Genomic DNA, 25048 nt, shown 5'->3' with positions numbered 1-25048 from the left:
GACCTGTCAACTGTCCACCTGAAAGAAAACTGAAGGATGTGACAGTCAAGTTTTCCGGAAATAAGGTGTAAAAAGACCCGGATTTGGTAACACCCCGTTCGGTTTCGCCAGCCGAACGCTGAGAGCGGAGTTTGTATGACGCGTGAGCTGCCCTTCGACGATGATGCGGACGCGGGCGATCATGCGAACGATGCCGCATATCGCGTGGCGACCGGTGTCGCGCGGGTGGCTCGGGCCGGTGCGTACGTCACCGGGGGCGCGCTGATCGCTTCCAACGGCTCGCCCGCGCCGGAGAACGAATCGCACAACAGTCACATCACCGGCTGGTCCACCGCCGATCCGCATCCCGATGTGCCGAGCCCGGTGGTGACATACCCGGATCCCTCGCCGGCCTCCGTTCCGCCGGATCTCGGGACTTCCGCGCCGCACGCCCCGGCCGCACCCGCGCCGGGACTCGCGCTGCCCGAACAACACGGCACGGATGCGTTTCCGGGCCTGCAGTTCCCGCAGGGCAACCAGTCGCCGCTGACGTTCGGCGAGTTCCCGGCGGCGGCCGGCGGCGAATCTCCGGACTCCCCTTTCCCGTTCCCCCATTCGAACCACGGGTTCGGCGGCACCGGTGACTTCGATTCACCGGAATTCGGTGGCGGGCACGGGCTTTCGATGCCCGGATTGCACACCTCGAGTGCTCCGTTCGGCTTCGGCGCCGAGGAGTCGGGTCCGGCCTCGAGTTCGAGCGGACTCGACCTGCCCGGTGGCGCCCACACGACCGGCGAGCAGCGCGACGACTCCGGCCTGTCGGGTACCGACCCGCATCCGACTACGCCGTTGCTCGGCCACGGCCTCGGGCTTCCCGGCACCAACGGGCTGCACCTGCCCGGTATGAACGGTCTCGGCGCGGGTGGTTTCGGCTCCGACAACGGACTTCAGGACGGGCACCCCGGCGCCTTCGACGGAGTCGGCGACGGTGGAGGTATGGGGATCTTCCTGGGCACCGAGATGAAGGTGGACGCCCACATCGGCTTCGACGGCATCTGGGTCACGACCGAGACGAAGGTCGACGTCGCCGTGGGCGACGTCGGCCATCAACTCGACGACTACGGCAACTGGCTGGGCAACAGCGCGCACCAATTTCCCGGCTTCGCCACGCAACCCGACGCCACGGCTGCGGCAGGGCAGAGCGTCGGCCCGGCCGCCGATGTCACCCACGCTGCGGGTACCTCCGCTGACGGCACGACTGTGCCCGCGCCCGGGGCGACCGCATCGGCCGCACAGTCGCAGGCCGCGCATCCTGCTGCCGCGGCGGGCCCGGCCGGCGCCGCGCCCGGCGGACCCGGCGCCGCGGTGCCCGGATCGCCGGCGTTCGCGCCGCAGTCCGGTCCGATGGCGGCATCGGCCGCTCCCGGCCCGACGTCGTTCTCCACCGCTCAGGCGTCCGCGCCGGTGACGAATGTTGCGGCCCCGCAACCGGTTTCGGCCGCACCGGTCGTCGCGGCCCCTGCTCCGGTCGCGCCGGCTGCGGCGCCGGCGTTCGTCCAACCGGTCTCGGCGACGCCGCTGCAGACCACGATTCAGCCCGAGGCCGCCACCCACCCGATCGCGAATGTGATCACCACGCATGCGGGACCGTCCCCGCTGACCGCACCCGCGGTGGCCGTTCCGGCGCTCTTCGACGACCGGCCCCGCCATACCGATGCCGGACTGCCGGGCGGCGGTGCGAACGATCCCTCGGATGGCGCCGGGCGGAGCACCACCCACACGCCGACCACCACGTCGCACGCCACCACGACCCCCGGCACCGATGCGACGAAGACGCCGGCCGTGCCGAGCACCTCGCACGCGCCGGGGACCACGCCCGGCGGTGAGCACACCGCCACCCGTCCGGGTACCTCGACCGGCAGGGATTCGGCCGATCACGATTCCGTCGATCGGCCCACGCCGACCGTGACGGTGCCCCGCGACACCGATTCCGGTCATCCCACCCGCACCCCCGGTACGACGCCGTCCGATGCCGACAGCGATTCCGGGCCGTCGACCTCCGCCGGTTCGGACGCGTCGACGCCGGGACATACCGCGACGCATGCGCCGGGCACCTCCGCGGGCGCCGACACCTCCGCGTCCGGCAACGCCGACGATCCGACCGCACCGACACACGGTTCCCAGCTGCCGACCCAGCAACCGGATTCGGTACCGACGCAGCAGGTTCCGACGCAGCAGGTTCCGACGCAGCAGGTTCCGACGCAGCAGTCGATGCCGCCGAGTCACGAGCAGACCATTCCGACACACGAACCGACCGTGCCGACCGTGCAGCACACCGCACCTGTGGAGCCGCCGACCGTGATCAAACCACCGGCCACCATCGACCCCGCGCCGAACGCCCACGTTCCGGTGAAACCGGTTGCGGCCGTGACGGATTCGTACGACACCTCGCTGTGGTCCGATTCCGGCCACGGCCTGGCGACCGTGTCCGCCGCCGGACTGTCCGGCGGCCTGCACGAGACCACTTTCGCCGAGACGCACCACCCGGTGGACCATCCCGTCGATTTCCACGTGCTTCCGCTGTGACGGCGGTGGAGTCGCCGGGTGCCAAACATCCCGACGCGATGGCGCCGCTGCTCGCGCAGCTCGACGAACTGCTCGAGCTGACCCGCGCCGCGGGGCGGGCCGACCTAACCGCGCGGTTGGGGATGTCGCGGGCCCGGGTGGCCGACCCGCGCGTGCGGCTGGTGGTCGTCGGTGAACCCAAGAACGGGATGAGCACGCTGGTCAACGGACTGGTGGGCAGCGCGGTCAGCGCGACCGGCAGTCAGGTCAGCGTTCCGGTGATCGCCGAATACGGTCCGGAAGCGAGCGCCACGCTGGTGCGCTCACTGCCCGGCGGTCGCACCGAACGCCAGCCCGTCGACCCGCTGAACCCCGGGCCGGCCCTGAGCGCGGCCGGCGTGATCCGGGCCGAGTTCACCGATCCGAGTCCGCTGCTGGCCGAGGGGTTCGTCGTGATGGACGCGCCCGGCGCCCCCGCGGACGCGCCGACCACCTGGTCGCTGATCGCCGCGGCCGACGCCGTGCTCTACGTCAGCGACGCGGCCGCGGAATACACCGCCGAGCAGATCGCCCTGCTGCAGCGTATCCGGCAGGTGTGCCCGACCGTGGTGTGCGTGCTCAACAAGATCGACCGCTACGGCCATTGGAGCCAGGTGCAGCAGCGCAACCGCGATCTGCTCGACGCCGCCGGCCTGGGTTTCGCGGTCGCCCCGATCTCCGCCGACCTGCATCTGCGCGCCGGTAACGATCACCGCCGCGATATCGAATCCGGTGTGCCGCAACTGATCGACCATCTGCGCGGATACGTCCTCGCCCGCGCCGACGCGGTCGCCCGGGAAGCGGCGCTGCGCGACATCCGCACCATCACCGACCATCTGGGGCTGGCCTTGCGCAGTGAGGCCGAAACCCTGCGTGATCCGCGGCGCTACACCGCGATCACCGACCAATTGCGCACCGCGCGCGCCGAGGCCGCCGATCTGCGCCACCGCAGCGCCAACTGGCAGGTCACCCTCGCCGACGGCTGTTCGGAACTGATGGCCGATATCGAACACGATCTGCGGCACCGGTTGCGCAGTCTGGTCCGCCACGCCGAATCGGAGATCACCAAGCGCGACCCGGCCCGCAACTGGGACGAATTCGGCGCCGATCTGGACTCCCGGATCTGTGAAGCGGTCGAGGAGAATTTCGTCGTCGCCCACTATCGCGCGGTGGAACTGGCCGAGCAGGTGACCGCGAAATTCCCCGCCGACTCGCGCGATGTGCCGCTGCCCGATCTGCGACTCGAGGATCCGGGCGACGTGCTCGAACCCGTGGCCTCGCTGGAGCCGCTCGACACCGCCAAGGGGAGTTTCACCTCGTCGCTGCTGAACGTGATGCGCGGTTCCTACGGTGGCCTGCTCATGGTCGGTCTGCTCACCAGCTTGCTGAAAATGCCGCTGGTGAACTGGTATTCGGGCGCGGCCGCCGCCCTGCTGGGTATCAACGCGCTGTGGGAGGACCGCAAGCAGCGCCGGGAGCGGCGCCAGTCCGAGGCCAAGGTGGCGGTCGCCCGCCTGATGGACGATGTGATCTTCCAGGTCGGCAAGGAATCGCGGCACCGGCTGCGCGCCATGCAGCGCATGTTGCGTGACCACTTCACGGATCTGGCGGATCAGACGCTGCGGTCGGTGGACGAATCACTGCGCGCGGCCGAGGAGGCGGCGGCGATCAATTCGCCGGAGAGCCGCGAACGGCGGCTCACCGAAATCGAGCGGTCGATGGTGCGGTTGCGGGAGATCCGCGAAAACGCCGACGTGCCCTAGCGTTCGGGGTGCGGTGACATTCATGGCGGGTGGTCCGGGCACATCGGACCACCCGCTCGCTGTCAGCCCGCGGGATGAGCCGGACGGAATCCGCCTGCGCCGGTGGAACGTTCGGCCCGGATCACGTGCATCACCGCGTTGATCAATGCCAGGTGGGTGAAGGCCTGCGGGAAATTGCCCAGATGCCGCCCGGTGTAGGGGTCGATCTCCTCGGCGTAGAGCTTGAGCGGGCTGGCATATCCGAGCAGTCGTTCCAGCAGATGCCGCGCCCGGCGCACCTCGCCGATCTCGACCAGCGCCGACACCAGCCAGAACGAGCAGATGGTGAATGTGCCCTCCGCTCCGGACAATCCGTCGTCGGTGGTGTCGGTGCGGTAGCGCAGCACCAGACCGTGCTGGGTCAGATCGGAGGCGACGGCCAGCACGGTGGCGCGCACCCGCGGATCGGTGGGCGGCAGGAAACGCAGGAGTACGACCAGCAACAGCGAGGCGTCGAGGGTGTCGCCGCCGTAGGTCTGGGTGAAGATGCCCTTGTCGTTCACGCCGTGGGCGAGCACATCGGCGTGGATCTCCGCGGCGAGTGCGGCCCATTTCTCGGCGTAGTCGGCCTCGCCGTGCAATTCGGCGAGTTTCGCGCCGCGATCCAACGCGACCCAGCACATCACCTTCGAGGAGGTGAAATGCTGCGGTTCGCCGCGCACCTCCCAGATTCCGCGGTCGGGTTTGCGCCAGTTCTCGATCGCGGCCTCGACCTGACGCTTCAGCATCGGCCACAACGTTTCCGGCACCTGCTGCCGCGATTTCACGTGCAGATACACCGAATCGAGGATGGTGCCCCAGATGTCGTGCTGCTGTTGCTGATAGGCCCCGTTGCCGATGCGAACCGGCCTGGCGCCGTCGTAACCGTGCAGATGCGGGATCTCGGACTCGTCCAGATCACGTTCGCCGCCGATGCCGTACATCACCTGAAGCGGTTGCGCCTCACCGTCTTTCGCGGTAGCCACATCGTGCAGGAAGGCGAAGAAGTCGTCGGCCTCCCGGTTCAGGCCCAGCGTGTAGAGGCCCCACAGCGCGAAGGTGGAGTCGCGCACCCAGCTGTAGCGGTAGTCCCAGTTGCGTTCGCCGCCCGGCGTTTCCGGAAGGGAGGTGGTGGCGGCGGCCATCAGGGCGCCGGTCGGGGAGTAGATCAGGCCCTTGAGTGTGAGTGCGCTGCGCTGCAGAAAGCCGCGCCACGGATGATCCGGGAACTTGCCGAGAGTGATCCACTGCCGCCAGCATTCGGTGGTCTGCCACATCTTCTCCGCCGCCTCGGCGAAGGTGCGCGGGGCCGGCAGTGGCGACCAGGACAGCGCCACGAACAACTGATCGCCCTCGCGCATGCGGGTGCGGGCGCGCGCCTCGCGCCCCTCCAGGCCCAGCCGCATATCCGTGGTGAGAACCAGTTCCCCGCAGGGCAATTCGTCGTGGGAGCAGGTGGCGGTGGCGGTGGCACGCTCATAGACCTCACCGGTGTATTCCCAGTTCGCGGGCGCCCGGTGATAGTCGAAGGCCGGCTCGCAGCTCATCTCCAGTTCGACCACACCGTTGACACATTTCACGGTGCGCAGCAGGATGTGCTCGGCGTCCCAGTCCTCCGGCGTGCGGCGGTAGGTCCGGCTGCGCCGGTCGTTGTTGTGCCAGGGGCCCAGGACCAGTGCGTCGCGGACGATGATCCAGCCGGTGTCGGTCTGCCAGGTCGTCTCCACGATCATGCCGCCGGGCAGATAGCGCCGCGCCGCGGGCACGTTCACGCCGTAGGGGCCGAGCCGGAAGTGCCCGGCGCTGCGATCGAGCATGGCGCCGAACACGCTGGGCGAATCCGGGCGGGGCAGGCACATCCATTCGACCGCGCCGTTGCGTGCGATGAGGCAGCAGGTTTCGCAATCGGAGAGGAAGGCGTAGTCGTCGATCGGCGGATACGACGACTTGTGCACGACGCCCGCGGAGATGGGCAGGTAGTTCGCCCCTATCTCGGCATCGGAGATATCGGCCAGGGCATCGCGCGGCGGAGACATGTCGTCGAGCGTCTCGATGAGGGGTTGTTCGGTGATCGGTTCGTCGTAGGCCGCCATACAGCCATCATGGTGGATTCCGGTCGCGTTCGCCGGGACTGCCGGCGCTCGATCTCGGCCGGTCGGCATGCCCCGCGGCCGACGCACCCGTGACCTACTAGGCTGGTGGTCGTGCATCATGTCGCGGGCTGGTGGGACGGCTTCGAGTTGTGGGTGGCCGGATTACCGTTCCTCCCGCAGTTCGTCGTGGTTCTGGTCGGGGCGGTGCCGGTCAGTTTCCTGATCGCCTACCTGCTCGATCGTGGACTTCGGGTCGTGCTGCGACTGCTCGGCCGGGACCGGTCGGCCGCCGCCGAGACCGACCTCGCGGCCGCCGACGCCGCATCCGAGATCGTGCCCGATGCGGCGACCCTCGTACCGCCCGAGCCGGCGCTGGCCGGCGCCTCGATGCACACTCCGGGTCCGATGCCGAAGGAAGCGATCTGATGCCCCGCTCGCGAGTCCAGCTGGCGCTGATCGCGCTGCTCGTGCTGATCGTCGTCGCCTGGTTGCTGACGCGATAATCCCCCGCTGTCGGAGGTTGCAGGTACTGTGCAGCCCATGCCAACCGATGAGGAATTCGTCGACCTCGAGCAGCTCCTGGAGATCGAGGACGGCCCCCGACTGATCGCGACCCACTACACCACCGCCGACGAGGCGATCGAGATGGTGCGCGCCGCGCAAATGCTCGGTCTGGGCGTGCGGCTGCAGAACCGGCTCCGCGCCGACGAGCCCGACGAGGACGGTGAGGACATCGCCGTCGAGGAGTGGGTGCTCGATCTCTACGAGAGCCCGCCCGAGTCCGCCGACGAGGAGTAGGCGGCCCGATCGGCTCGTGCCGGACGTGCCCACCCCGGGGTTCGCGTGACTGTGGTCTTCACCACCGTCGGCGCGGGCCCCGGATCTCGTTTCCGGGGCCGTCGGGTGACCGCCAGGAATCCGAAACATTAATACTTCCCGCCGGTCATCGGCGGGTTTCGCGGACTCGCCGGGCCGGGCGGATTTCCTCTTCGACCGATTCGCGCGGTTCCGGACGCTCTGTTAGAGTCTGCCCGTGTCATCGAGCGTTGTTCCGCAGGTCCGCCATGAATTGGCGTTGATCGCGGTCGGCTGTCTCGTCGTCGCGGACATTCACTGTCGTCGATAGCTGATCGGACACGCTGCGCCTTCTCCATCGGACCGGCGCACATCTCTTCCGCAGCGTCTCCGCTTCCCGCGGCTCTGCCGCACGCGCCACTGTCCGGTATCCACCGGGGCAGGTCTACCGCTCAATCACAGTTACATCCGCCCCGGCCGCAGTGTGCGCCGGTGGCGGGCGGCAGGAAAGGTCGCTTCCATGTCTCGCAGATCGTCCAGCAGATCCTGGTTCTCGGTGCGCCGAGGGCGCATCGCCGTCGCGCTCACCGCGCTGGCGGCCGTGGGACTGACCGCCGCCTGCAGTGGTGGTTCGAGCGACACCGCGGGTGGCAACGCCAGCAGCGGTGGCGGGCAGTTGACGCTGTTCGCCTACTCGGTCGCCAAGCCGGGCTACGACAAGGTGATCACCGAATTCAACAAGACCGAGGCCGGCAAGGGCGCGCAGATCCAGCAGTCCTACGGCGCCTCCGGTGACCAGTCCCGCAAGGTGAAGGACGGGGCGCAGGCCGACGTCGTCAGCTTCTCGGTCGAGCCCGACATCACCCGGCTGGTGGACGCCGGACTCGTCGACTCGAACTGGAATGCCGACGCCAACAAGGGCGTGCCGTTCGGTTCGGTCGTCGTGATCGCGGTCCGCAAGGGCAACCCCAAGGGCATCCACGACTGGAACGACCTGCTCAAGCCCGGCGTCGAGGTGGTGACCCCGAACCCGTTCAGCTCCGGCTCGGCCAAGTGGAACCTGCTGGCGCCCTATGCCGCGGAGAGCGACGGCGGCAAGAATCCGCAGGCGGGCCTGGACTACCTGGGCAAGCTGATCTCCAAGGACCACATCAAGGTGCAGCCGAAGTCCGGCCGGGAGGCGACCGAGACGTTCCTGCAGGGCACCGGTGACGTGCTGCTCAGCTACGAGAACGAGGCGATCTTCTCCGAGCGCAGCGGGGATCCGATCGAACACGTCATACCGCCGACCACCTTCAAGATCGAGAATCCGGTGGCCGTGACGAAGAACGCCAAGAACCCGACCACGGCCGTGGCGTTCAAGGACTTCCTGTACTCGAAGGCCGGTCAGAAGGCATGGGCGGAGGCCGGTTTCCGTCCCGTCGATCCGCAGGTCGCCGCGCAGTACGGCAAGGATTTCCCGGCGCCGCAGAAGCTGTGGACGATCGCCGATCTGGGCGGGTGGAAGCAGGTCGACAAGGATCTGTTCACCCCCAACACCGGCAGCGTCGCGGTGCTCTACGACAAAGCCACCAAGTAGACCGGTGGCCCGGAGCGCACGGAATACTGGATAACTGTGACTGACAGCAGTACGAAGGTCGATATCGGCAGTAGTACCGACGCCGGGACCCCTGGTCCCGGCGTTTCCGGGCAGCAGCAGAAGCAGTCCGCCGGTCCGGCCTGGCGGTCGCGGCTCACCGGTTCGGCCGGCTCGCTCGGCCTCGCGATCACGGTGCTGTGGCTGAGCGTCATCGTCTTGTTGCCGTTGGCCGCACTGACGGTCCACTCCTTCGACGACGGCTGGTCGGGCTTCTGGGACGCGGTCACCGCGCCCGCGGCACTGGACGCGCTGCGGGTGACGGTCCTCGTCTCGGTGGTCGTCGCCGTGATCAACGTCGTCATGGGCACGGTGGTGGCGTGGGTGCTGGTGCGCGACGATTTCCCGGGGAAGAGCTTCGTCAACGCCCTGATCGATCTGCCGTTCGCGCTGCCGACGATCGTGGCGAGCATCGTGCTGCTATCGCTCTACGGGCCGCAGAGCCCGGTCGGTATCCACCTGAACGCCACCCAGCCGGGACTGGTGGTAGCGCTGGCGTTCGTGACCTTGCCGTTCGTCGTGCGCTCGGTGCAGCCGGTGCTGATCGAAGCAGACAAGGAAGTGGAGCAGGCCGCGGCGTCGCTGGGCGCGAACAATCTGACCATCTTCCGGCGCGTGGTGTTGCCGTCGCTCGCGCCGGCCATCATCTCCGGCGGTGGTCTCGCCTTCGCGCGCGCCATCGGCGAATACGGGTCGGTGGTGCTGATCGGCGGCAATATTCCGCGCCGTACCCAGGTGGCGTCGCAGTACATCCAGCAGCAGATCGAGGTGGACCGTCCGGTGAACGCGGCGGCCGTTTCGGTGGCGCTGCTGGCGATTTCCTTCGCCACCCTGCTGATCCTGCGCGTCTTCTCCGAACGCACCGCCCGCAAGGAACAGGCCAGCCGATGAAACTGTCCGCCCCGTCCCGGATTTCGCTGCGTGTGATCGCGCTCGCGTATCTGATCGTGTTGCTGGTGGCTCCGCTGGTGATCATTCTCTGGCGCAGCTTCGAGCACGGAATCGGCGCATTCCTCGATTCCATCACCACACCCGCCGCGATCTCGGCGTTCAACCTCTCGCTGTTGATCGTCGCGATCGTGGTGCCGCTCAACGTGGTCTTCGGAGTCATCACCGCCATCGCGCTGGTGCGCGGAAACTTCCGGGGGCGCACGCTGATTCAGGGTGTCGTGGATCTGCCGTTCGCGGTGTCGCCGGTGGTGGTCGGCGTATCGCTGATCATGCTGTGGGGTGTCGGCGGCTGGTTCGGCGGCCTCGACAGTTTCGGATTCCGGGTGATCTTCGGCCTGCCGGGCATGGTGATCGCCACCCTCTTCGTGACGCTGCCCTTCGTGGTCAGCGAGGTCGTTCCGGTCCTGCACGAGATCGGCGACGATCAGGAACAGGCGGCGGCGACCCTGGGCGCCAACCGCTGGCAGACCTTCTGGCGCATCACCCTGCCGGCCATCCGGTGGGGCCTGACCTACGGCATCGTGCTCACCGTCGCTCGCGCCCTCGGCGAATTCGGCGCGGTGATCATGGTGTCGTCCGGACTGCCCGGCATTTCCCAGACCCTGACGCTGCTGGTGCACGGTCGCTACATCAACGACCACAACACCTTCGGCGCCTACTGCGCGGCGACCCTGCTCATGGCCATGGCGCTCGTCACGCTCATCCTGATGACCCTCCTCGAACGCAAGCGGGGCACTGCCAAATGATTACCGTCACCGACGCGAACAAGCGTTACGGTTCGTTCGCCGCCCTCGACAACGTCAGCCTGGACATCCCCTCCGGTGAACTGACCGCACTGCTCGGGCCTTCCGGTTCCGGGAAGTCGACGCTGCTGCGCTCGATCGCCGGCCTGGAATCGCTGGATTCGGGCATCGTGACCATCGCCGACCGCGACGTCACCCGGGTCTCCCCGCAGAAGCGCGATATCGGCTTCGTGTTCCAGCACTACGCGGCGTTCAAACATATGACCGTGCGCGACAACGTGGCGTTCGGATTGAAGATCCGCAAGCGGCCGAAGAACGAAATCCGCAAGCGCGTCGACGAACTGCTCGGCATCGTGGGCCTGGACGGCTTCCAGCATCGCTATCCGGCGCAGCTGTCGGGTGGTCAGCGGCAGCGGATGGCGCTGGCCCGGGCACTGGCCGTCGATCCACAGGTGCTGCTGCTCGACGAACCGTTCGGCGCTCTCGACGCCAAGGTGCGCCACGATCTGCGCACCTGGTTGCGCCGCCTGCACGAGGAAGTGCACGTCACCACCGTGCTGGTCACCCACGATCAGGAGGAGGCGCTCGACGTCGCCGACCGGATCGCGGTGATGAACGCCGGTCGCATCGAACAGGTCGGAACGCCCGAGGACGTATACGACCGCCCCGCCAACGAATTCGTCATGTCCTTCCTCGGTGCGGTGGCCAAATTGAACGGACATCTGGTGCGCCCGCACGATATTCGCATCGGCCGCGATCCCGGTATGGCGTTGGCCGAACACGAGGGCACGGCGGAATCGGCGGGGGTCACCCGCGCGACGGTCGAGCGGGTCGTCCGCCTGGGTTTCGAGGTTCGCCTCGAACTGCGCAACGCGGCCACCGGCGACCTGTTCACCGCGCAGGTCACGCGCGGTGACGCGGAGGCGTTGCGGTTGACGGAGGGGGAGACCGTCTTCGCCCGCGCCACCCGCATCCCGGAACTGCCGGCCGCCTGATCTCACCGACGGTGGTACGGACGCCGGTTGTCCGCGGCGGCCGAAACCCTGGATTCGCCAGGCTCATTCATCGGTGGCCATCCGCCGGCTCGCTGTCGAGCGGACCGCGACCTGGAATCGCCGATGCGCATCGGTGTTCGTGCGGCACTGGGGGAGCGGGTCTTTCGCCGGATGCGCCCCCGGCTGCCTGAGCGCCGGTATACGGTGTCCGAGGGTATTCGGACGTTTGCTGGCAAACCCGTACCGGTCGGTCGGTGTCGCGAAATGTCCACTGCGCGTATAAATTGCCTGATTTGTTACCGCAGGTGAACCGGTATATCTGTGGGGTCGGGGGGTTCACCGCGAAGTGCGGCGGTTGAGCGGACAACTGATTGTCCGGTGCTTGGCAAGTTCTCAGCACAATGATTGCCTGATGCCTGCTCGGGACATGTCAGCGAACGTACGCTCGTCGATCGAGGGGAATTGTGATGACGGTTGGGCTCGGAGTGAGTATCGGCACGGTCAACACGGTGTGCGCCATCGATACTGCTGAGAGCGGCAAGCACGCGCGCGGCCGCAAGCGCGGCGCGTCCGGCGAATCCGGTGGGCGCAGACGGGCCTCCGGCCCTGGATCAGCGCTGTCGCAGCAGCGCACGGCGCCGGGAACCTGGCGCACGACACTCACTTTCGACAGTAGCGGCGCCGCGCGTGTCGGCCGCATCCCGCGCCACGGCCGTGCCGTGACCGATTTCGCCGATCTGACCGAGCGTGGACGCACCGCGCGCGTGCGTCATCGTTCACTGTCGGCGGCCGATCTGGTGGCGACCGTGGCGCGTACCGTGGTCGCGGACGTGTCCGCCCACGTGGTGGCCACCGCCGACGCTCGCAATCCGGAAACCGCTGTCGCCGTGACACATCCGGTGAGTTACGGCGACGACCGGGTACTCGAACTGCGCGAGGCCCTCGACGCGATCGGGTTGTCCCATGCCGCCCTGGTGGCCGAACCGGTGGCGGCCGCGGCCTGGCTGTCGGTGGCGCACGGGCCGCTGATGCCGGGCTTGGCGCTGGTCTACGACCTCGGCGGATCCGGGCTGACCGTGACTCTGGTGCGCATCGGCGCCGGTACACCCGCCCGGCCGGTGATCGGGGAACCGTTGCGCTCCACGGCCTTCGGTGGCCGCGCCTTCGGCGCGAAGATGGCCGCCCAGGACGACTGGCGCGCCTGTGAGTCGTCGGCGGCCGACTCCGCGATCACGGCACTGCGCACCGCGCACGTCCGCGAGTCGCTGGATGTGGTGTACGAATGCCTCGGACGGGCCCGGGTCACGATGGCCGATGTCGACTGTGTGCTGGTCGTCGGCGGCGCCGCCCGCCCGCCCGAAGTCGCCGCGGTCCTGGCCTCGGCGCTGGCGCGGCCGGTGATCGTCGCCCCGGATCCGGAGCGCACGATCGCCGAGGGCGCGGCCGTTCTCGCGCGCCGCGCCGCCGAATCGGCCCGGGAGAGCGATATCGCCGATGCCCCCGAACGGGCCGAGCCGCCGCGCATGCTGCGCCGCCGCCTGACCCGGGTCGCGGTCACCATCGCGGTCGCGGCCGGCGGCGCGCTGTTCGCGGCGACGGCTGTGGTGGGAGACGAAGCGGGAGCGCAATCCATGGGCGCCGGAATCGTGCACGTGCAGCGCTGACGGCCTGCCGCCGCGCACGCGGACTGTCCCCGCGACTGCACCCGCCGGCAGCGGAGGCAGTCGCGGGGCGCGTTGATGCCGATAGTCGCGGGGCGCGTTGATGCCGACAGTCGCGGGGCGCGTTGATGCCGAGGTGCCGGGTGGCGCGGGCCGACGACGCCCCTGCCCGACTCGACCTACCGGCTCATTCGTCGCTCGACGACACTCGCGCGGTCCGGATCCCGATAGTTGTTGAGTACCACCGCCAGACATCCGAGGGCGATGACCGCGCCGGCCGCGAACATCACCGGATAACCGATGTGCAGCGCGTTGTGCAGCAGCGACAGCAGCGCCGGCGAACCGAATCCGAGGTAGCTCACCGAGTAGAACACCGCGGTCAGCCCGGCGAGATCGTCCGGCCGGGCGATCCGCTCGATCTCCTGCAGTCCGGCGACCATGCCGATGCCGAATCCGAAACCGAGCACGGCCGCGGTCGCGATGACGGCCCACAACTGCAGGGTCGCCGCCGCGTACACCGACGCGGCCATGCCGGCCGTGGTCAGCGCCAGCGACAGCGCCGCGATTCGCGCGGTACCCGGCAGGTCGATTCGCCGCGCCACCGATTGGATCGCGAAACCGCATCCGAGTGTGATCACCGTGATCAGCGCGGAGAACGCGATCGGCATCCCGGTGATGCGATCGGCGGCCAGCGTCGGCAGGATCGCGTACGCGGCCGCGGCGGAGGTGAACAGCCACAGCGCCAGCGGTAGTGCGATGCGGCGGAACCGCCGGTGGCCGGCCGCCGGAATCCGCAGATCGTCGCGCAGCGGCTTGCGAACCGGTTGCGGCGCCACGGTTTCCGGTGCGCGCAGTACCCGCACGGCCGCGATCAGGCACAGCGCCACATTGATCAGATAGGCCAGGGTGGCAGGCCACGGCGCCCACTGTGCCAGCACGCCGGCCACTCCGGCTCCGATGGCGAAACCGCCGGTGAGACTCATCGCCGAGCGCCGAGCCCCGATGCCGGGGGCCGAGGCGGGCCCGAACGGCGGCTGCGAGAGCTCCTTCAACCAGCTGCTGCCCACGGCCATCGCCAGCCCGAGACCGACTCCGCACAGGACGCGTCCGATCGACAACATCGGCACCACGCCGGAGCCGAAGGCCAGCAGCGTCGATCCCACCGCGGTGATCAGCGGGGCGGGCCGCATCAGCCGCCGCCTGCCGTAGCGATCCGACAGCGGTCCACCGATCAGCAGCGCCGGCACGATGCCCAGGACGTACTCGAACAGCAACAGATTCACGGTGGTGACCGGCAGGCCGTCGTTCTTGTACATCACCAGCAGCGGGGTGAATTCGTTTCCGCCCCAAGCGATCGCGAAGATCGCCGCGGCCACGCCCCACCAGGCGCGAGGGGCGGTGGCGACGCGGGCCGGGCGGAAATCGACGGCGGCCGGTGCGGTCATCACAGTCCTCTCAGTTCGAGCTGGTGCACACCCGACAGATGGTCGGCGAGTGCGGTATCGAAGGCCGTGGTATCTCCGGCGGCGATCAGATCCGTCAGCCGCGCATGCTGTTCCACGATGCGGGCGGTATTCATCGGCGCGCGGTGCAGGGCGACGCTGTTCATCCGCCGCTGGCGTTCGCGCAGCGAGTCGTAGAACCCGGTGAGCAGCGGGTTGCCCGCGGCGACCACGTAGCCGCGATGGAAGTCGGTGTCCTCGGTGGCGAAGCGCGACAGCGCCTGCCCGTCGGAGGCATCGAGGTTCGCGACGAGTTCGCGCTGGCGGGTCAGCGATTCGCGCAGTGTGTCGAGCAGCGGCGGCCGGTCGTCGGCGGTGAGGGCGCGTACCGCCGCGGTCTCCACGACATAGCGGGCATGGGCGACGTGCTCGGCCTCGTGCGAGGGGATCGGGACAACCAGTGCGCCGCGTTTGGGATACAGCCGCATCCAGCCCTCGGTCTCCAACCGCAGGAATGCCTCCCGGACCGGAGTGCGGGAGGTACCCAGATCGTTCGCGATCTCGCCCTCGCTGATCAGCTCTCCGCCGGGCAGCGCGCCGGTCAGAATGCGCTCCTTGATCTCCCGGTAGGCGCGCTCAGCCGCTGAATACGTCTTAGACACAAGTTGTAGCTTAGCGGGGACATGGGATGAATTGCCATGTGGGTGCGGACACGTCCGGGCGGCCCCGCGGTGTGTTGCGAGGGCATCGCAACCGATGTGACGCCCCGCACAGTACGGCCCGGTAATGCTGTTTGGGCTGTCGCTGAGCTGGGAATACGGCCCACTATCGGCGGGGTTGCGCGATCGTGTCCGGCAGGGCCGGTCGCCGGTGTTGACCTCCGCCGCTATAGGTGTAACTATGGGAAACAGTTACCCATGCGAGATGGAGAGGCTGTGACGACGATGTCCGTTGCCGCGACGCCGGAAGTAGACCCTGTGGTCGCCGAGGCCATGGAATACGCCCAGAAGCTGCTCCTGCTGTCCGAGGGGTCGGTCAACAAGCACTTCGATCCGTTCACCGACATCGACTGGGACAACCCCGATTTCGCCGCGACCGCCGGCGAGAAGCGGTGGATCCTTCCGGAATCCGCCGACCCGCTGGGGCGTCACCCCTGGTACAAGGCGCTGTCGGACGAGCAGAAGATCGCCCTCGGCAAGTACCGCCAGGCCAATGTCGCCAAGGTCGGCCTGCAGTTCGAGTCGATCCTGATCAGCGGCATGGTCACGCACAACTTCAGCCTGCCCAACGGCTCGCCCGAGTTCCGGTACTGCTCCCACGAGATGATCGAGGAGCACAACCACACCCTGATGTTCCAGGAGATGGTCAACCGGATCGGCATCGACGTGCCGGGGATGGGCCCGCTGGTCCGCAAGCTCCGCTACTTCGCCGCGCCGGTCGCCGCCCGGTTCCCGAACCTGTTCTTCATGGCGGTCCTCGCCGGTGAGGAGCCGATCGACCACATCCAGAAGCAGATCCTGCGCTCCGGCGAGGAAGTGCATCCGATCATGCGCGGAGTCATGGCGATCCACGTCGCCGAGGAGGCGCGCCACATCTCCTTCGCGCACGAATTCCTGAAGAAGCATGTGCCGGAGTCGAATCCGGCCGCGAAGTTCGTGCTGTCGCTGGCCATGCCGATCGTGATGTGGATCCTCGGCCGGTCCATCGCCACCCCGCCGAAGTCCTTCTTCAAGGAGTTCGACATCCCGGAGGACGTCCGCAAGGAACTGTTCTACGGCTCCGCCGAGGCGCGGCAGACCTTCGCCGACTACTTCATCGACGTGCGGGCGCTGGCCAAGGAGCTGGGCCTGATGAACCCGATCTCGAAGAACGTCTGGAAGCTGCTGAAGATCGACGGTCCGGCCAGCCGGTACCGCTCCGAGCCGCAGCGCGCCAAGACCAAAGCCGCCTGAAGGGTAGCCATACAGTGCCGTATGTAGTCACCCAGTCGTGCTGCAGCGACGCCTCCTGCGTCTACGCATGCCCGGTCAACTGCATCCATCCCACGCCCGACGAACCGGATTTTCTGACGGCGGAGATGTTGTACGTCGACCCCGCGGCATGCGTGGACTGCGGGGCGTGTGCCACGGCCTGCCCGGTGGACGCCATCACCTCCTCGAAGAAGCTCACCGCGGAGCAGAAGCCGTTCATCGAGATCAACGCCGATTTCTATCGTCAGGCGCGCCCGCGTCCCCTGTTGGCCAAGCCGGTGCCCGCCGCCGAGGTCGACACCGATCGGGGCGCGATGCGCGTCGCAATCGTGGGTTCGGGCCCCTCGGCGATGTATGCCGCCGACGAGCTGCTCACCCAGCCGGACGTGACGGTGACGGTATTCGACCGGCTGCCGGTGCCCTACGGCCTGGCCCGCCACGGTGTCGCACCCGACCACACCCGGACCCGGCAGGTGAGCCGGTTGTTCGATGTGATCTCCGCGCAGCCCGGATTCGGGTCGTATCTGAATGTGGCGGTGGGCGACGATATCTCGCACGCCGAACTGCTGGACCACTTCGACGCGGTGGTCTACGCCGTGGGCGCCTCCTCCGACCGCAAGCTCGGTATTCCCGGCGAGGGTCTGCCCGGCAGCCTGTCCGCGACCGAGTTCGTGGCGTGGTACAACGGCCATCCCGACTATGCGCGCCGCAGTTTCGATCTGTCACAGCGGCGCGCGGTGATCGTCGGCAACGGCAATGTCGCGCTCGACGTGGCCCGGATTCTCACCATGGATCCCGAATTGCTCGATGCCACCGAGGTCTCGCCGGCGGCGCTGGACGCACTGCGGCACAGCAAGATCGAGGAAGTGGTGATCGTGGGTCGCCGCGGCCCGGCCGAATCCGCCTTCACCGTCCCCGAATTCGTGGGGCTGCTCGGCTCCGATCTCGACATCGTCGTGGAAGGTGATGTGCCGGAACCGACTCCGGACCTGCCGCAGAAGGTCGAACAGAAGCTGAAGTTACTGCGCAGTGTGGCCGACCGCCCGGTGGGCGCCCGCAAGCGCATCGTCTTCCGCTATCTGTCCTCGCCGGTGGCGCTGGTCGGTACCGACCGGGTGACCGGGATCGAGCTGGTGCGCAACGAACTCGTCACCGACGAGGCCGGTGTCACCCGGGCCGTCGCGACGGAGGAGATCGAGACCCTCGACACCGCGCTGGTTCTCGCCTCGGTGGGTTACCGCGGTGTGGCCGTGGCGGGGGTGCCGTTCGACGAGCGCGCCGGTGTCATCCCGAACGCCGACGGCCGGGTGCTCGAATCCGCCGACGGCGCGGTGGTTCCGGGAACCTACGTGACCGGTTGGATCAAGCGCGGCCCGACGGGCTTCATCGGCACCAACAAGTCCTGCGCACAGCAGACGGTGCGGCAGCTGGTCGACGACTTCAATGCCGGCCGTCTGCGCCGGCCCACCGCCGACGCCGCCGATTTCGATCGGCTGGTCCAGCGCCGCCGTCCCGACGCGGTGCGCGGAGGTGCCACGGCCCAGCCGTGGTGGAAGCGCAAGCTGCTCGCTCGCTCCTGAGCCGGATATCTCGACCGACCGCCCCGATCCGTACGGATCGGGGCGGTTGTCGTTTTCGGCAACCGTCCAGTCATTCGGCATGACTGCCTCGAATTCGGTCTCGTGAATGTCATTGTCGCAATTCCATAGAAAACCGGTCGGTATTCCGTGGGATCAACTGTGAAATGGCCAGTTTTGCCAGCTATTCTCCTGCGGTAGGTGAATTCAGTCTTCCGATCTTGTCATCTACCGTGTCCTATCAGGTCTTTTGCGTGATCGACCGGTGAGCGTGAAAGCTTTTCCGCCCATTCGGTTTCCGTGATCGAGACCGACCAGCTAACCTGTGTTCGCTATTTGGTAAACGACCGCGACCACATGGTTGAACCACTGGGGCCGTGGTCTCGGTGCGTTGACGGGATGGCAATGACGGTTGGCTTCGGCATGAGCATCGGCACAGTGAATTCCGTGTGGGCGGCAACTGCCGGTGATCGCGACCGTCCGGCGGTCCGCGTGCGCCGCACGGCGGTCACCGTCGACCGGTCCGGAGCGGTGCGGGTCGGGGGAGCGCCTCGATTCGCACCGGTGGTCACGGATTTCGCCGATCTCACCCAGCCGCGCGAGCCGGTGTCGCTGGGCGGCCGGATCCGATCCTCGGCCGATCTGGTCGCCGCGGTGGCCACCTGCCTGATCGATGCGAGCGGTCCGGAGGCCGGGCCGGTCCTCACCTATCCCGCCTGCTATACCGACCGGCAGATCGCGTCACTGCAGTACGCGCTGCATCGCCGCGGCGCCTTCGATGTGATTCTGATGCCCGAACCGGTGGCCGCCGTGGAATGGCTCGACGACGAATACGGCCTTACCACAAGCAGTTCCACGCTCGTCTACGATCTGGGCGCCAACAGCCTGGACGTCGCGGTGGTCCGGACCGAGGCGGAATGGAATCAGCGCGGGGTGCTCGGCTCGGCGCTGCGCTCCGATGCCTACGGCGGCCGGCCGCTGGGCGCCGTCCTGGCGCGCTACGCGCGGGCGCTGGCTCCGGACGTACCGGCCCCGGTGTCGAAGGTGGTGCCCACCGAGGACACCCGGCGCCTGCGCGCGTGGCATGTGCGCAATTCCCTTCGGGTGGTGCGCGATTGCCTGAAGCGTGCGCGGGTGAGCATCGACGACATCGACCGCGTGCTGCTGGTCGGGGGCGCCGCGCGGCCGGTCGAGGTCGCGGAGGTGCTGGCCGAACTGGGACCTCCCGTGATCGTCCCGCCGGATCCGGCGCATACGGTCGCGACCGGCGCCGCCATCGCCTCGGCCCGATTCGCCGCGAGCAACAGCACGGTCGGGCGGTATGCCCGGGGGGCGGCGGTCGTGTCCTCCGCCGCGGTCGTCTCCGCCCTCGCGATGTCGGCGGCGACCATGATCGGCGGTGGCCCGCTCGGTACCGACGGTCCGATCATGGAATTCGCCCCCGCGCTGGCCGGCCCGGCGGACGCGTTGCGCGAGCAGATCGGTGAGCTGCCGCAGGCGCCGGGATTCGGGGCCGGATTCGCGGCGCTGGCGGCCCGGGCCGACACCCTGATGGGCACCTCGCTGTCCGGTTTGCGTGGCTACGCCGGTGCGGCGCACGACTTTTCGCGCAGCATGACCGATCGGGTGGAGAACGCGCTGCGCGAATACGGTGCCGTCACACCCTGTGTTCCGCCCCGGGCGAGGACCTACTCCGATCCGGCGCGTTTCACCAATCCCATGCCGTTCGTGAACTCGGGTGCGGCGGCGCTCCTGGCCGCCGGCGCCGCGGCCCGTAACCTGCCCGGCACGGGACATCCCGGTCAGCCGGGATCCGGTGACCAGGGCACCCCGCCCGACGGTTCCACATCCGGGGACTCGTCGAAGTCCGGGAACCCGGCGCCGAAACCGGACGGTTCGACCACGCCCGCGCCCGGTACGAACCCCGCGCCCATCGGCGACACGACCGCGCCTGCCGGTGCGACGTCCGGAGATTCGCATTCCGGTGAGGCCGCGTCCACTCCGGGATCGGGCCACTCGAGCGGCACCGCGGACAGCGGTGCGGGCTCGGGCGCGACGTCGGACGCCGACTCGAATCCCGCCGGAGGCGCGAGTACGCCGTCGAACGGCCCGGGTTCGACCAGTGCCGAATCGCATGGGCCGCAGGGCGACTCCGCGAACTCCGGTGGTGCGCAGAACTCGGGCGCGGAGAACTCGGGTACCGAGAGCTCCGGTGCCGAGAGCTCCGGTACGGGCAACTCCGATACGCAGAGCTCGGGAGCCGCGAACTCGGGCGCGGCACACTCCGGTGACGCTACGAACTCCGACACCGGAACGAATCCGGGTGGTGCGGGAACGTCCGGCGACGGCACGAACTCCAACGGTGCGGCGAACGCGGGGGACCACGCGAAGCCCGGTTCGTCGGCTCCCGCGGGTGGCGGCACCGATTCCGCGCCGGCCGGTGGCGCCCAAACCGCTCCCGGTACACCGTCTTCCGATACCGTCCCCGGCGCGGGAACGGCCCGCACTCCCGGCCCCGGGGGCGGCACGGCCACACCTCCCGGCGGCGCTACCCGCCCCGGCGCGACGAACCCCGCCCCGGCCGCCCCCGTTCGCCCCGGCGGCGTCGCGCCGAGCCATCCCGGCCTGGGTGCCACCCCCGGCGGTGGCTTCCACGGTGGTGGACTGGGCGGTGGTGGGCTCGGCGGTGGTTTTCACGCCGGCGGCTTCGGTCACTGACACGGTGTGCCGACCGGGTTCGGCCACCGATGCCGGGCCCGCGGCTACGATGCCGGGCCTGCGGCTACGATGCCGGGCCTGCGGCTACGATGCCGGGCCTGCGGTTACGAGGCCGGCCGCTGATCCAGGACGTCGAGGTAGTGCTGGTTGGACATGATGCCGAGCAGATTGCCGAACGGGTCGATCACCGAGGCGGTGACGAAGCCCGGACCGCGTTCGGTGACGGGCTGATGTTCGGCAGCGCTGAGTTCCCGGAGCCGGCGCAGGGACGCGTCCACATCGTCGACATGCCAGTACAGCAGCGCGCCGCCGGTCCGGTGGGCGGGGTCCGGGCAGTAGCGGCGGTCGATGATGCCGAGTTCCTGCCGGTAGTCGCCGATGCGGAACTCGATATAGCCCGGCACTTCGAAATACGGTGCGGTATCGAGCAATTCGCTGTACCAGCGCTTGGCGGCGGCCAGGTCGTCGGCGTAGTAGGACACCGTTGTCATTCCTCGCAGCATCGGTCTCTCCTCGGTCGTTGCGGTCTCTCATACGATCTTCGCGCTCAAAGTGCTCACCAAATGAGCACTTTGTTCGGCAGAATGGCCGTATGCGCGCCGACCGTCTGATCGCCACGCTGCTCCTGATGCAGGCGAGGGGCCGGGTGACCGCCGCCGAGGTCGCCAGGGAGCTCGAGGTATCCGTGGCGACCGCGCGCCGCGACCTCGAGGCGCTGTCCTCGGCGGGGGTTCCGGTCTATCCGCAGCCCGGACGCGGCGGGGGGTGGGCGCTGGTCGGCGGCGCCCGGACCGACCTCAGCGGAATGAAAGCCGACGAGGCGCGGGCGTTGTTCCTGCTGCTCGGCCCGGCCGCCTCGGCCTCGCCGGCCACCCGATCTGCGCTGCGAAAATTGTTGCGGGCCTTGCCGGAGACGTTTCGCGAGGAGGCGTTGGCCGCCTCGGCGGCGACGCTGATCGACCCGGTCGGCTGGGGCCGGCAGCCACACTCGGAGCCGCCGGAGGTCGCGGTGCTGCAGCAGGCCGTCACCCGGCGACGACCTGTCCGCTTCCGCTACGGCCCGGACGGTCGCCAACGTGTCGTCGAGCCGTGGGGCGTCGTCGACAAGGACGCGGTGTGGTACCTGATCGCCGGAACCGGCCGAGGGCGCCGGACCTATCGGGTCGATCGCATGAGCGAGGTGACCGTCGAGGACGGCGTCACCGTCGTCCCGGCGGATTTCGACCTGGCGCAGGCGTGGTCGGACATCGTCGAGCAGATGGAACGCCGCCGCGGCGACGTGTCGGCGATCGTGCACGCCGATGCCAGGATCGTGCCGGTCCTGCGTGATCGGCTGGGCCGGCACTGCGTCGAGGACGGTCCGGTCGACGACGGCCGGGTGCGGCTGCGGGTCAGCGCCCACCTGCCGCGCGCGATCGCCGAACAGCTCGCCGGATTCGGAGGACGCCTCGAAGTCGTTGCCCCCGAATCGGTTCGGCGCGAGCTGGCCGCGCTGGCGGCCGAACTCACCGCGATCTATCGCTGATCCGAGAGCTCAGCAGGCGGTGAAACCGCCGTCGACGGCGACCGCCGCGCCGGTGACGAAGCTCGCCTCGTCGGAGAGAAGGTAGGCGCACAGGGATGCGATCTCCTCCGCGCGGGCGATCCGGCCGAGGGGATGCAGCGCCGCGACCGCTGCCTCGCCTTCGGGCGTGGCACCCATGGATGAGCGGAATGCGGGAGTATCCACCGCGCCGGAGACCAGTGCGTTGACCCGCACGCCCTCGGCGGCCGTCTCCAGCGCTACCGCGCGGGTCAGGCCGACCACGCCGTGTTTGGCCGCGACGTACGGAGCGACCGAGGCCATGCCGACCACGCCGAGGTTGGAGGCGTTGTTCAGGATCGCCCCGCCGCCGGACGCCAGCAGTGCGGGGACCTGGGAGCGCAGGCCGAAGTACACGCCGGTGAGATTCAGTTCCAGATCGGCGCGCCAGCCGTTTTCGTCGATGTCCTGCACCTGGCCGAAGGAGTTGACGGCCCCGGCGTTGTTGAATGCCGCGTCCAGTCGCCCGAATTCGTCGATGGCGGTGCGGGTGAGCCGCTCCACGTCCTCGGCCACGGTGACGTCGGTCGGCACGAAGACGGCCCGGCCGCCCTCGGAGCGAATGTCCGCTGCGATCCGGTCCCCGGCCTCCTTACCTCGGGAGCCCAGCACCACCGCGGCGCCCTCGGCTGCCACGCGCCGGGCCACGGCCGCACCGACCCCACTGCTCGCGCCGGTGATCAGCACGACCTTCGATTCGAACCGGTTGTCCATTGTCGTCTCCATATCCGTTGTCTGCCACGAGATCTCGTGGCAGATGCCAGTCAAGTCGCGCGGAGCCGGCAAAGCTGGCGGGATTCGGACCTGTAGTTGATACGTCATGCAACGGCCGGGCCGGCATACCGCCGGGTAACGGAGGCGGGACTGTCAGTGCAGATGCACGATCGGTGACAATGACTCGGTGAACAGTCCTCGACTGATTGCCCTGGATGTGGACGGGACCATCCTGCAGGCGGGCGCACCCATGAGCCCGCGGGTGCGTGCGGCCGTGCGCGCCGCGGTCGACGCGGGCGCTCATGTGGTGATCACCACCGGCCGCACCCTGCTGGCCACCCGTCTCGTGATGGAGGAGCTGGGACTCGAGGAGGGCCAGGCGCTGTGCTCGAACGGCGCTGTGCACGTCGATATTTCGAACTGGGAGCCGCTGGCTGTGCACACCTTCGATCCGGAACCGGCGGTCGCGACACTGCGCGCACTGCTGCCCGACATGGTGCTGTCGGTGGAGAAGGTGGGCGTGGGCACCTGGGCCACCGGCTACTACCCCGGCAGTTTCCGGCTGGGCGAATTCCGCTTCGTCGACGACGCGGAGTTGAGCCTGGAACCCACCACGCGGCTGAACGGCTGGTGGCCCGGCGGCAGCCTCGACGAAATGATCGACGCCGTCGGCGAACTCGATCTCCCCGGTGCCGGCTGGGTGCACGGCGAGGACGAGCCGTGGCTGGTCGCGTCCAAACAGGGTGTGTCCAAAGGCTGGGCGCTGGAACAACTTCGCCTGGCTCTCGACATCCCGCTGGAGCAGACCCTGGCCATCGGCGACGGTTACAACGACATCGAAATGCTCACCTGGGCAGGGCATTCCGTCGCCATGGGGAACGCGGTGCCTCCGGTTCACGAGCTCGCCGACGAAACGACCGCCGATATCAGCGAGGACGGGGCGGCCCTGGTGCTGGAGCGCTGGTTCGGAGGATGAGCCCCGGCGTCCGAAGCCGCGCGACCGACGCGAGGCCGGGCCGAATCAGGCCGAGAGCTCGAGAGACGGCCGCCCGGCGGCGTGATAACGGTCGAGCGCGACCTCCGTGAGGAACCGGTGCGGCCCGATCGGGGGTGCGTGTACGAGGCCGGGTTCGGCCTCGGCCAGCCGATCGATGAGCAGTCCCGGGGCGAGGAACCACGGCGCCACCATCACCCGGCGGGCTCCCCGGCTGCGCAGTTCCGACACCGCTCGGGCCGGCGACGGCTGGGTGGTCGCGAAGCAGATCGCGGACCGCCAGCGGGTGCCGTGCGTGAGCGCCGCCGCGACCTCGGCCGTGATCCGGTTGGCGGCCGCGGACGAGGACCCGACGGCTGCGACCGCGATACCCAGGCCGGCATCGTCGCGATCGGCGCCCGCGCCGAGCGCTCGATCCCGCAACGCAGCCACGAGTCGCGCGTCGGTTCCGAGCACATCGGCCTGTGTGATCCGCAGCAACGGATGCCGGTGGCGGGCGGCCGCCAGCATGCCGGGCAGATCCACCCGGGCGTGAAACGCGCTGCCCAGCAGCAACGGAACGACGATGGCTTCGGTATGTCCCTGTGCCGCAACGGCATCGATGACCTGCTCCACCGAGGGGGTGTTCAGATCCAGGAATGCCAGTCGTACGTCGACATCCGGACGCTGCTCGGCGATCTCGGCGACCACGGCCGACATTGTCGCCGCGGAACGCGGATCACGGCTGCCGTGTGCGACCGCGATGAATGCCGGGGCGCGCCCGTCCCCGTCTCCGGCAAGCCCCGCGCCGGAGGGCATCGCATGCGCGGCGAA

At 68.7% G+C, this 25048-nt stretch carries 21 protein-coding genes; 15 read left to right on the top strand and 6 right to left on the bottom strand.

The window, feature by feature from the left end; genetic code table 11:
* Positions 1-135 precede the first annotated feature (135 nt).
* Positions 136-2565 (top strand): hypothetical protein, encoded by a 2430-nt coding sequence (locus NMI01S_RS23770; RefSeq protein ID WP_063000577.1) that lies wholly within the window; start codon positions 136-138, stop codon positions 2563-2565.
* Positions 2562-4346, top strand: a complete 1785-nt coding sequence (locus NMI01S_RS23765; protein WP_245716989.1) for a P-loop NTPase family protein — start codon at positions 2562-2564, stop codon at positions 4344-4346. Before NMI01S_RS23770 ends, NMI01S_RS23765 begins: the two co-directional genes overlap by 4 nt.
* A gap of 62 nt (positions 4347-4408) precedes the next feature.
* Here NMI01S_RS23765 and NMI01S_RS23760 read toward each other — a convergent pair whose 3' ends face one another.
* Positions 4409-6457, bottom strand: coding sequence for a glycoside hydrolase family 15 protein (locus NMI01S_RS23760; RefSeq protein WP_063000576.1), 2049 nt, complete (start codon positions 6455-6457; stop codon positions 4409-4411).
* A 111-nt stretch (positions 6458-6568) separates the two neighbouring features.
* On the opposite strand from NMI01S_RS23760, the gene NMI01S_RS35565 reads away from it, so the two are divergent.
* The 8 genes from NMI01S_RS35565 (at position 6569) to NMI01S_RS23725 (ending at position 13241) form a co-directional block, all read left to right on the top strand.
* The gene (locus NMI01S_RS35565) at positions 6569-6883 is read left to right on the top strand and encodes a hypothetical protein (protein ID WP_157126325.1); all 315 of its coding nucleotides are present in this window, start codon (positions 6569-6571) and stop codon (positions 6881-6883) included.
* Positions 6884-6997: 114 nt separating this feature from the next.
* The gene (locus tag NMI01S_RS23750) at positions 6998-7255 is read left to right on the top strand and encodes a hypothetical protein (protein ID WP_063000572.1); all 258 of its coding nucleotides are present in this window, start codon (positions 6998-7000) and stop codon (positions 7253-7255) included.
* A 235-nt stretch (positions 7256-7490) separates the two neighbouring features.
* The gene (locus NMI01S_RS36440) at positions 7491-7583 is read left to right on the top strand and encodes an Ms4533A family Cys-rich leader peptide (protein WP_310400397.1); all 93 of its coding nucleotides are present in this window, start codon (positions 7491-7493) and stop codon (positions 7581-7583) included.
* A gap of 189 nt (positions 7584-7772) precedes the next feature.
* Positions 7773-8831, top strand: coding sequence for a sulfate ABC transporter substrate-binding protein (locus NMI01S_RS23745; RefSeq protein ID WP_063000570.1), 1059 nt, complete (start codon positions 7773-7775; stop codon positions 8829-8831).
* 36 nt (positions 8832-8867) lie between these two features.
* The gene (gene cysT, locus NMI01S_RS23740) at positions 8868-9779 is read left to right on the top strand and encodes a sulfate ABC transporter permease subunit CysT (protein WP_439956295.1); all 912 of its coding nucleotides are present in this window, start codon (positions 8868-8870) and stop codon (positions 9777-9779) included.
* The gene (cysW, locus tag NMI01S_RS23735) at positions 9776-10585 is read left to right on the top strand and encodes a sulfate ABC transporter permease subunit CysW (RefSeq protein ID WP_036499655.1); all 810 of its coding nucleotides are present in this window, start codon (positions 9776-9778) and stop codon (positions 10583-10585) included. Before cysT ends, cysW begins: the two co-directional genes overlap by 4 nt.
* The gene (locus tag NMI01S_RS23730) at positions 10582-11577 is read left to right on the top strand and encodes a sulfate/molybdate ABC transporter ATP-binding protein (RefSeq protein ID WP_063000566.1); all 996 of its coding nucleotides are present in this window, start codon (positions 10582-10584) and stop codon (positions 11575-11577) included. Before cysW ends, NMI01S_RS23730 begins: the two co-directional genes overlap by 4 nt.
* 467 nt (positions 11578-12044) lie before the next feature.
* Positions 12045-13241 carry an Hsp70 family protein gene (locus NMI01S_RS23725; RefSeq protein ID WP_157126324.1) on the top strand — a complete coding sequence of 399 codons (1197 nt, stop codon included), beginning with the start codon at positions 12045-12047 and terminating at the stop codon, positions 13239-13241.
* A 176-nt stretch (positions 13242-13417) separates the two neighbouring features.
* Here NMI01S_RS23725 and NMI01S_RS23720 read toward each other — a convergent pair whose 3' ends face one another.
* Complete coding sequence (locus tag NMI01S_RS23720) at positions 13418-14683, bottom strand: MFS transporter (protein WP_063000564.1); 1266 nt, start codon at positions 14681-14683, stop codon at positions 13418-13420.
* On the bottom strand, positions 14683-15342 hold the full coding sequence (locus tag NMI01S_RS23715; RefSeq protein WP_063000562.1) for a GntR family transcriptional regulator: 660 nt from the start codon (positions 15340-15342) through the stop codon (positions 14683-14685). The genes NMI01S_RS23720 and NMI01S_RS23715 overlap by 1 nt, the downstream gene beginning before the upstream one ends.
* 282 nt (positions 15343-15624) lie before the next feature.
* Between NMI01S_RS23715 and NMI01S_RS23710 the strand changes: the two genes are divergently transcribed.
* The 3 genes from NMI01S_RS23710 (at position 15625) to NMI01S_RS23700 (ending at position 20945) form a co-directional block, all read left to right on the top strand.
* Positions 15625-16632: an AurF N-oxygenase family protein gene (locus NMI01S_RS23710; RefSeq protein WP_063000560.1), complete on the top strand. Its 1008-nt coding sequence runs from the start codon at positions 15625-15627 to the stop codon at positions 16630-16632.
* A gap of 14 nt (positions 16633-16646) precedes the next feature.
* Positions 16647-18230 carry an FAD-dependent oxidoreductase gene (locus NMI01S_RS23705; protein WP_063920829.1) on the top strand — a complete coding sequence of 528 codons (1584 nt, stop codon included), beginning with the start codon at positions 16647-16649 and terminating at the stop codon, positions 18228-18230.
* A gap of 420 nt (positions 18231-18650) precedes the next feature.
* Positions 18651-20945 carry an Hsp70 family protein gene (locus tag NMI01S_RS23700; RefSeq protein ID WP_063000556.1) on the top strand — a complete coding sequence of 765 codons (2295 nt, stop codon included), beginning with the start codon at positions 18651-18653 and terminating at the stop codon, positions 20943-20945.
* A 104-nt stretch (positions 20946-21049) separates the two neighbouring features.
* Here NMI01S_RS23700 and NMI01S_RS23695 read toward each other — a convergent pair whose 3' ends face one another.
* Positions 21050-21448, bottom strand: coding sequence for a VOC family protein (locus NMI01S_RS23695; protein WP_063000554.1), 399 nt, complete (start codon positions 21446-21448; stop codon positions 21050-21052).
* An 89-nt stretch (positions 21449-21537) separates the two neighbouring features.
* Between NMI01S_RS23695 and NMI01S_RS23690 the strand changes: the two genes are divergently transcribed.
* Entirely contained in the window at positions 21538-22470 is a 933-nt protein-coding gene (locus NMI01S_RS23690; RefSeq protein ID WP_063000550.1) for a helix-turn-helix transcriptional regulator, read from the top strand.
* A 9-nt stretch (positions 22471-22479) separates the two neighbouring features.
* Here the strand turns inward: NMI01S_RS23690 and NMI01S_RS23685 are convergent, their stop codons facing one another.
* Entirely contained in the window at positions 22480-23241 is a 762-nt protein-coding gene (locus tag NMI01S_RS23685) for an SDR family NAD(P)-dependent oxidoreductase (protein ID WP_063000548.1), read from the bottom strand.
* A gap of 187 nt (positions 23242-23428) precedes the next feature.
* Between NMI01S_RS23685 and NMI01S_RS23680 the strand changes: the two genes are divergently transcribed.
* Positions 23429-24217 carry an HAD family hydrolase gene (locus NMI01S_RS23680; protein ID WP_063920828.1) on the top strand — a complete coding sequence of 263 codons (789 nt, stop codon included), beginning with the start codon at positions 23429-23431 and terminating at the stop codon, positions 24215-24217.
* A gap of 45 nt (positions 24218-24262) precedes the next feature.
* On the opposite strand, the gene NMI01S_RS23675 is transcribed toward NMI01S_RS23680, so the two are convergent.
* Entirely contained in the window at positions 24263-25033 is a 771-nt protein-coding gene (locus NMI01S_RS23675) for a sirohydrochlorin chelatase (RefSeq protein WP_063001036.1), read from the bottom strand.
* Between the last annotated feature and the right edge of the window lie 15 nt (positions 25034-25048).

Origin of the sequence: Nocardia mikamii NBRC 108933 (genome assembly GCF_001613505.1) — a bacterium.
Classification (GTDB): domain Bacteria; phylum Actinomycetota; class Actinomycetes; order Mycobacteriales; family Mycobacteriaceae; genus Nocardia; species Nocardia mikamii.
This window is presented reverse-complemented; position numbering and strand designations above follow the sequence as displayed.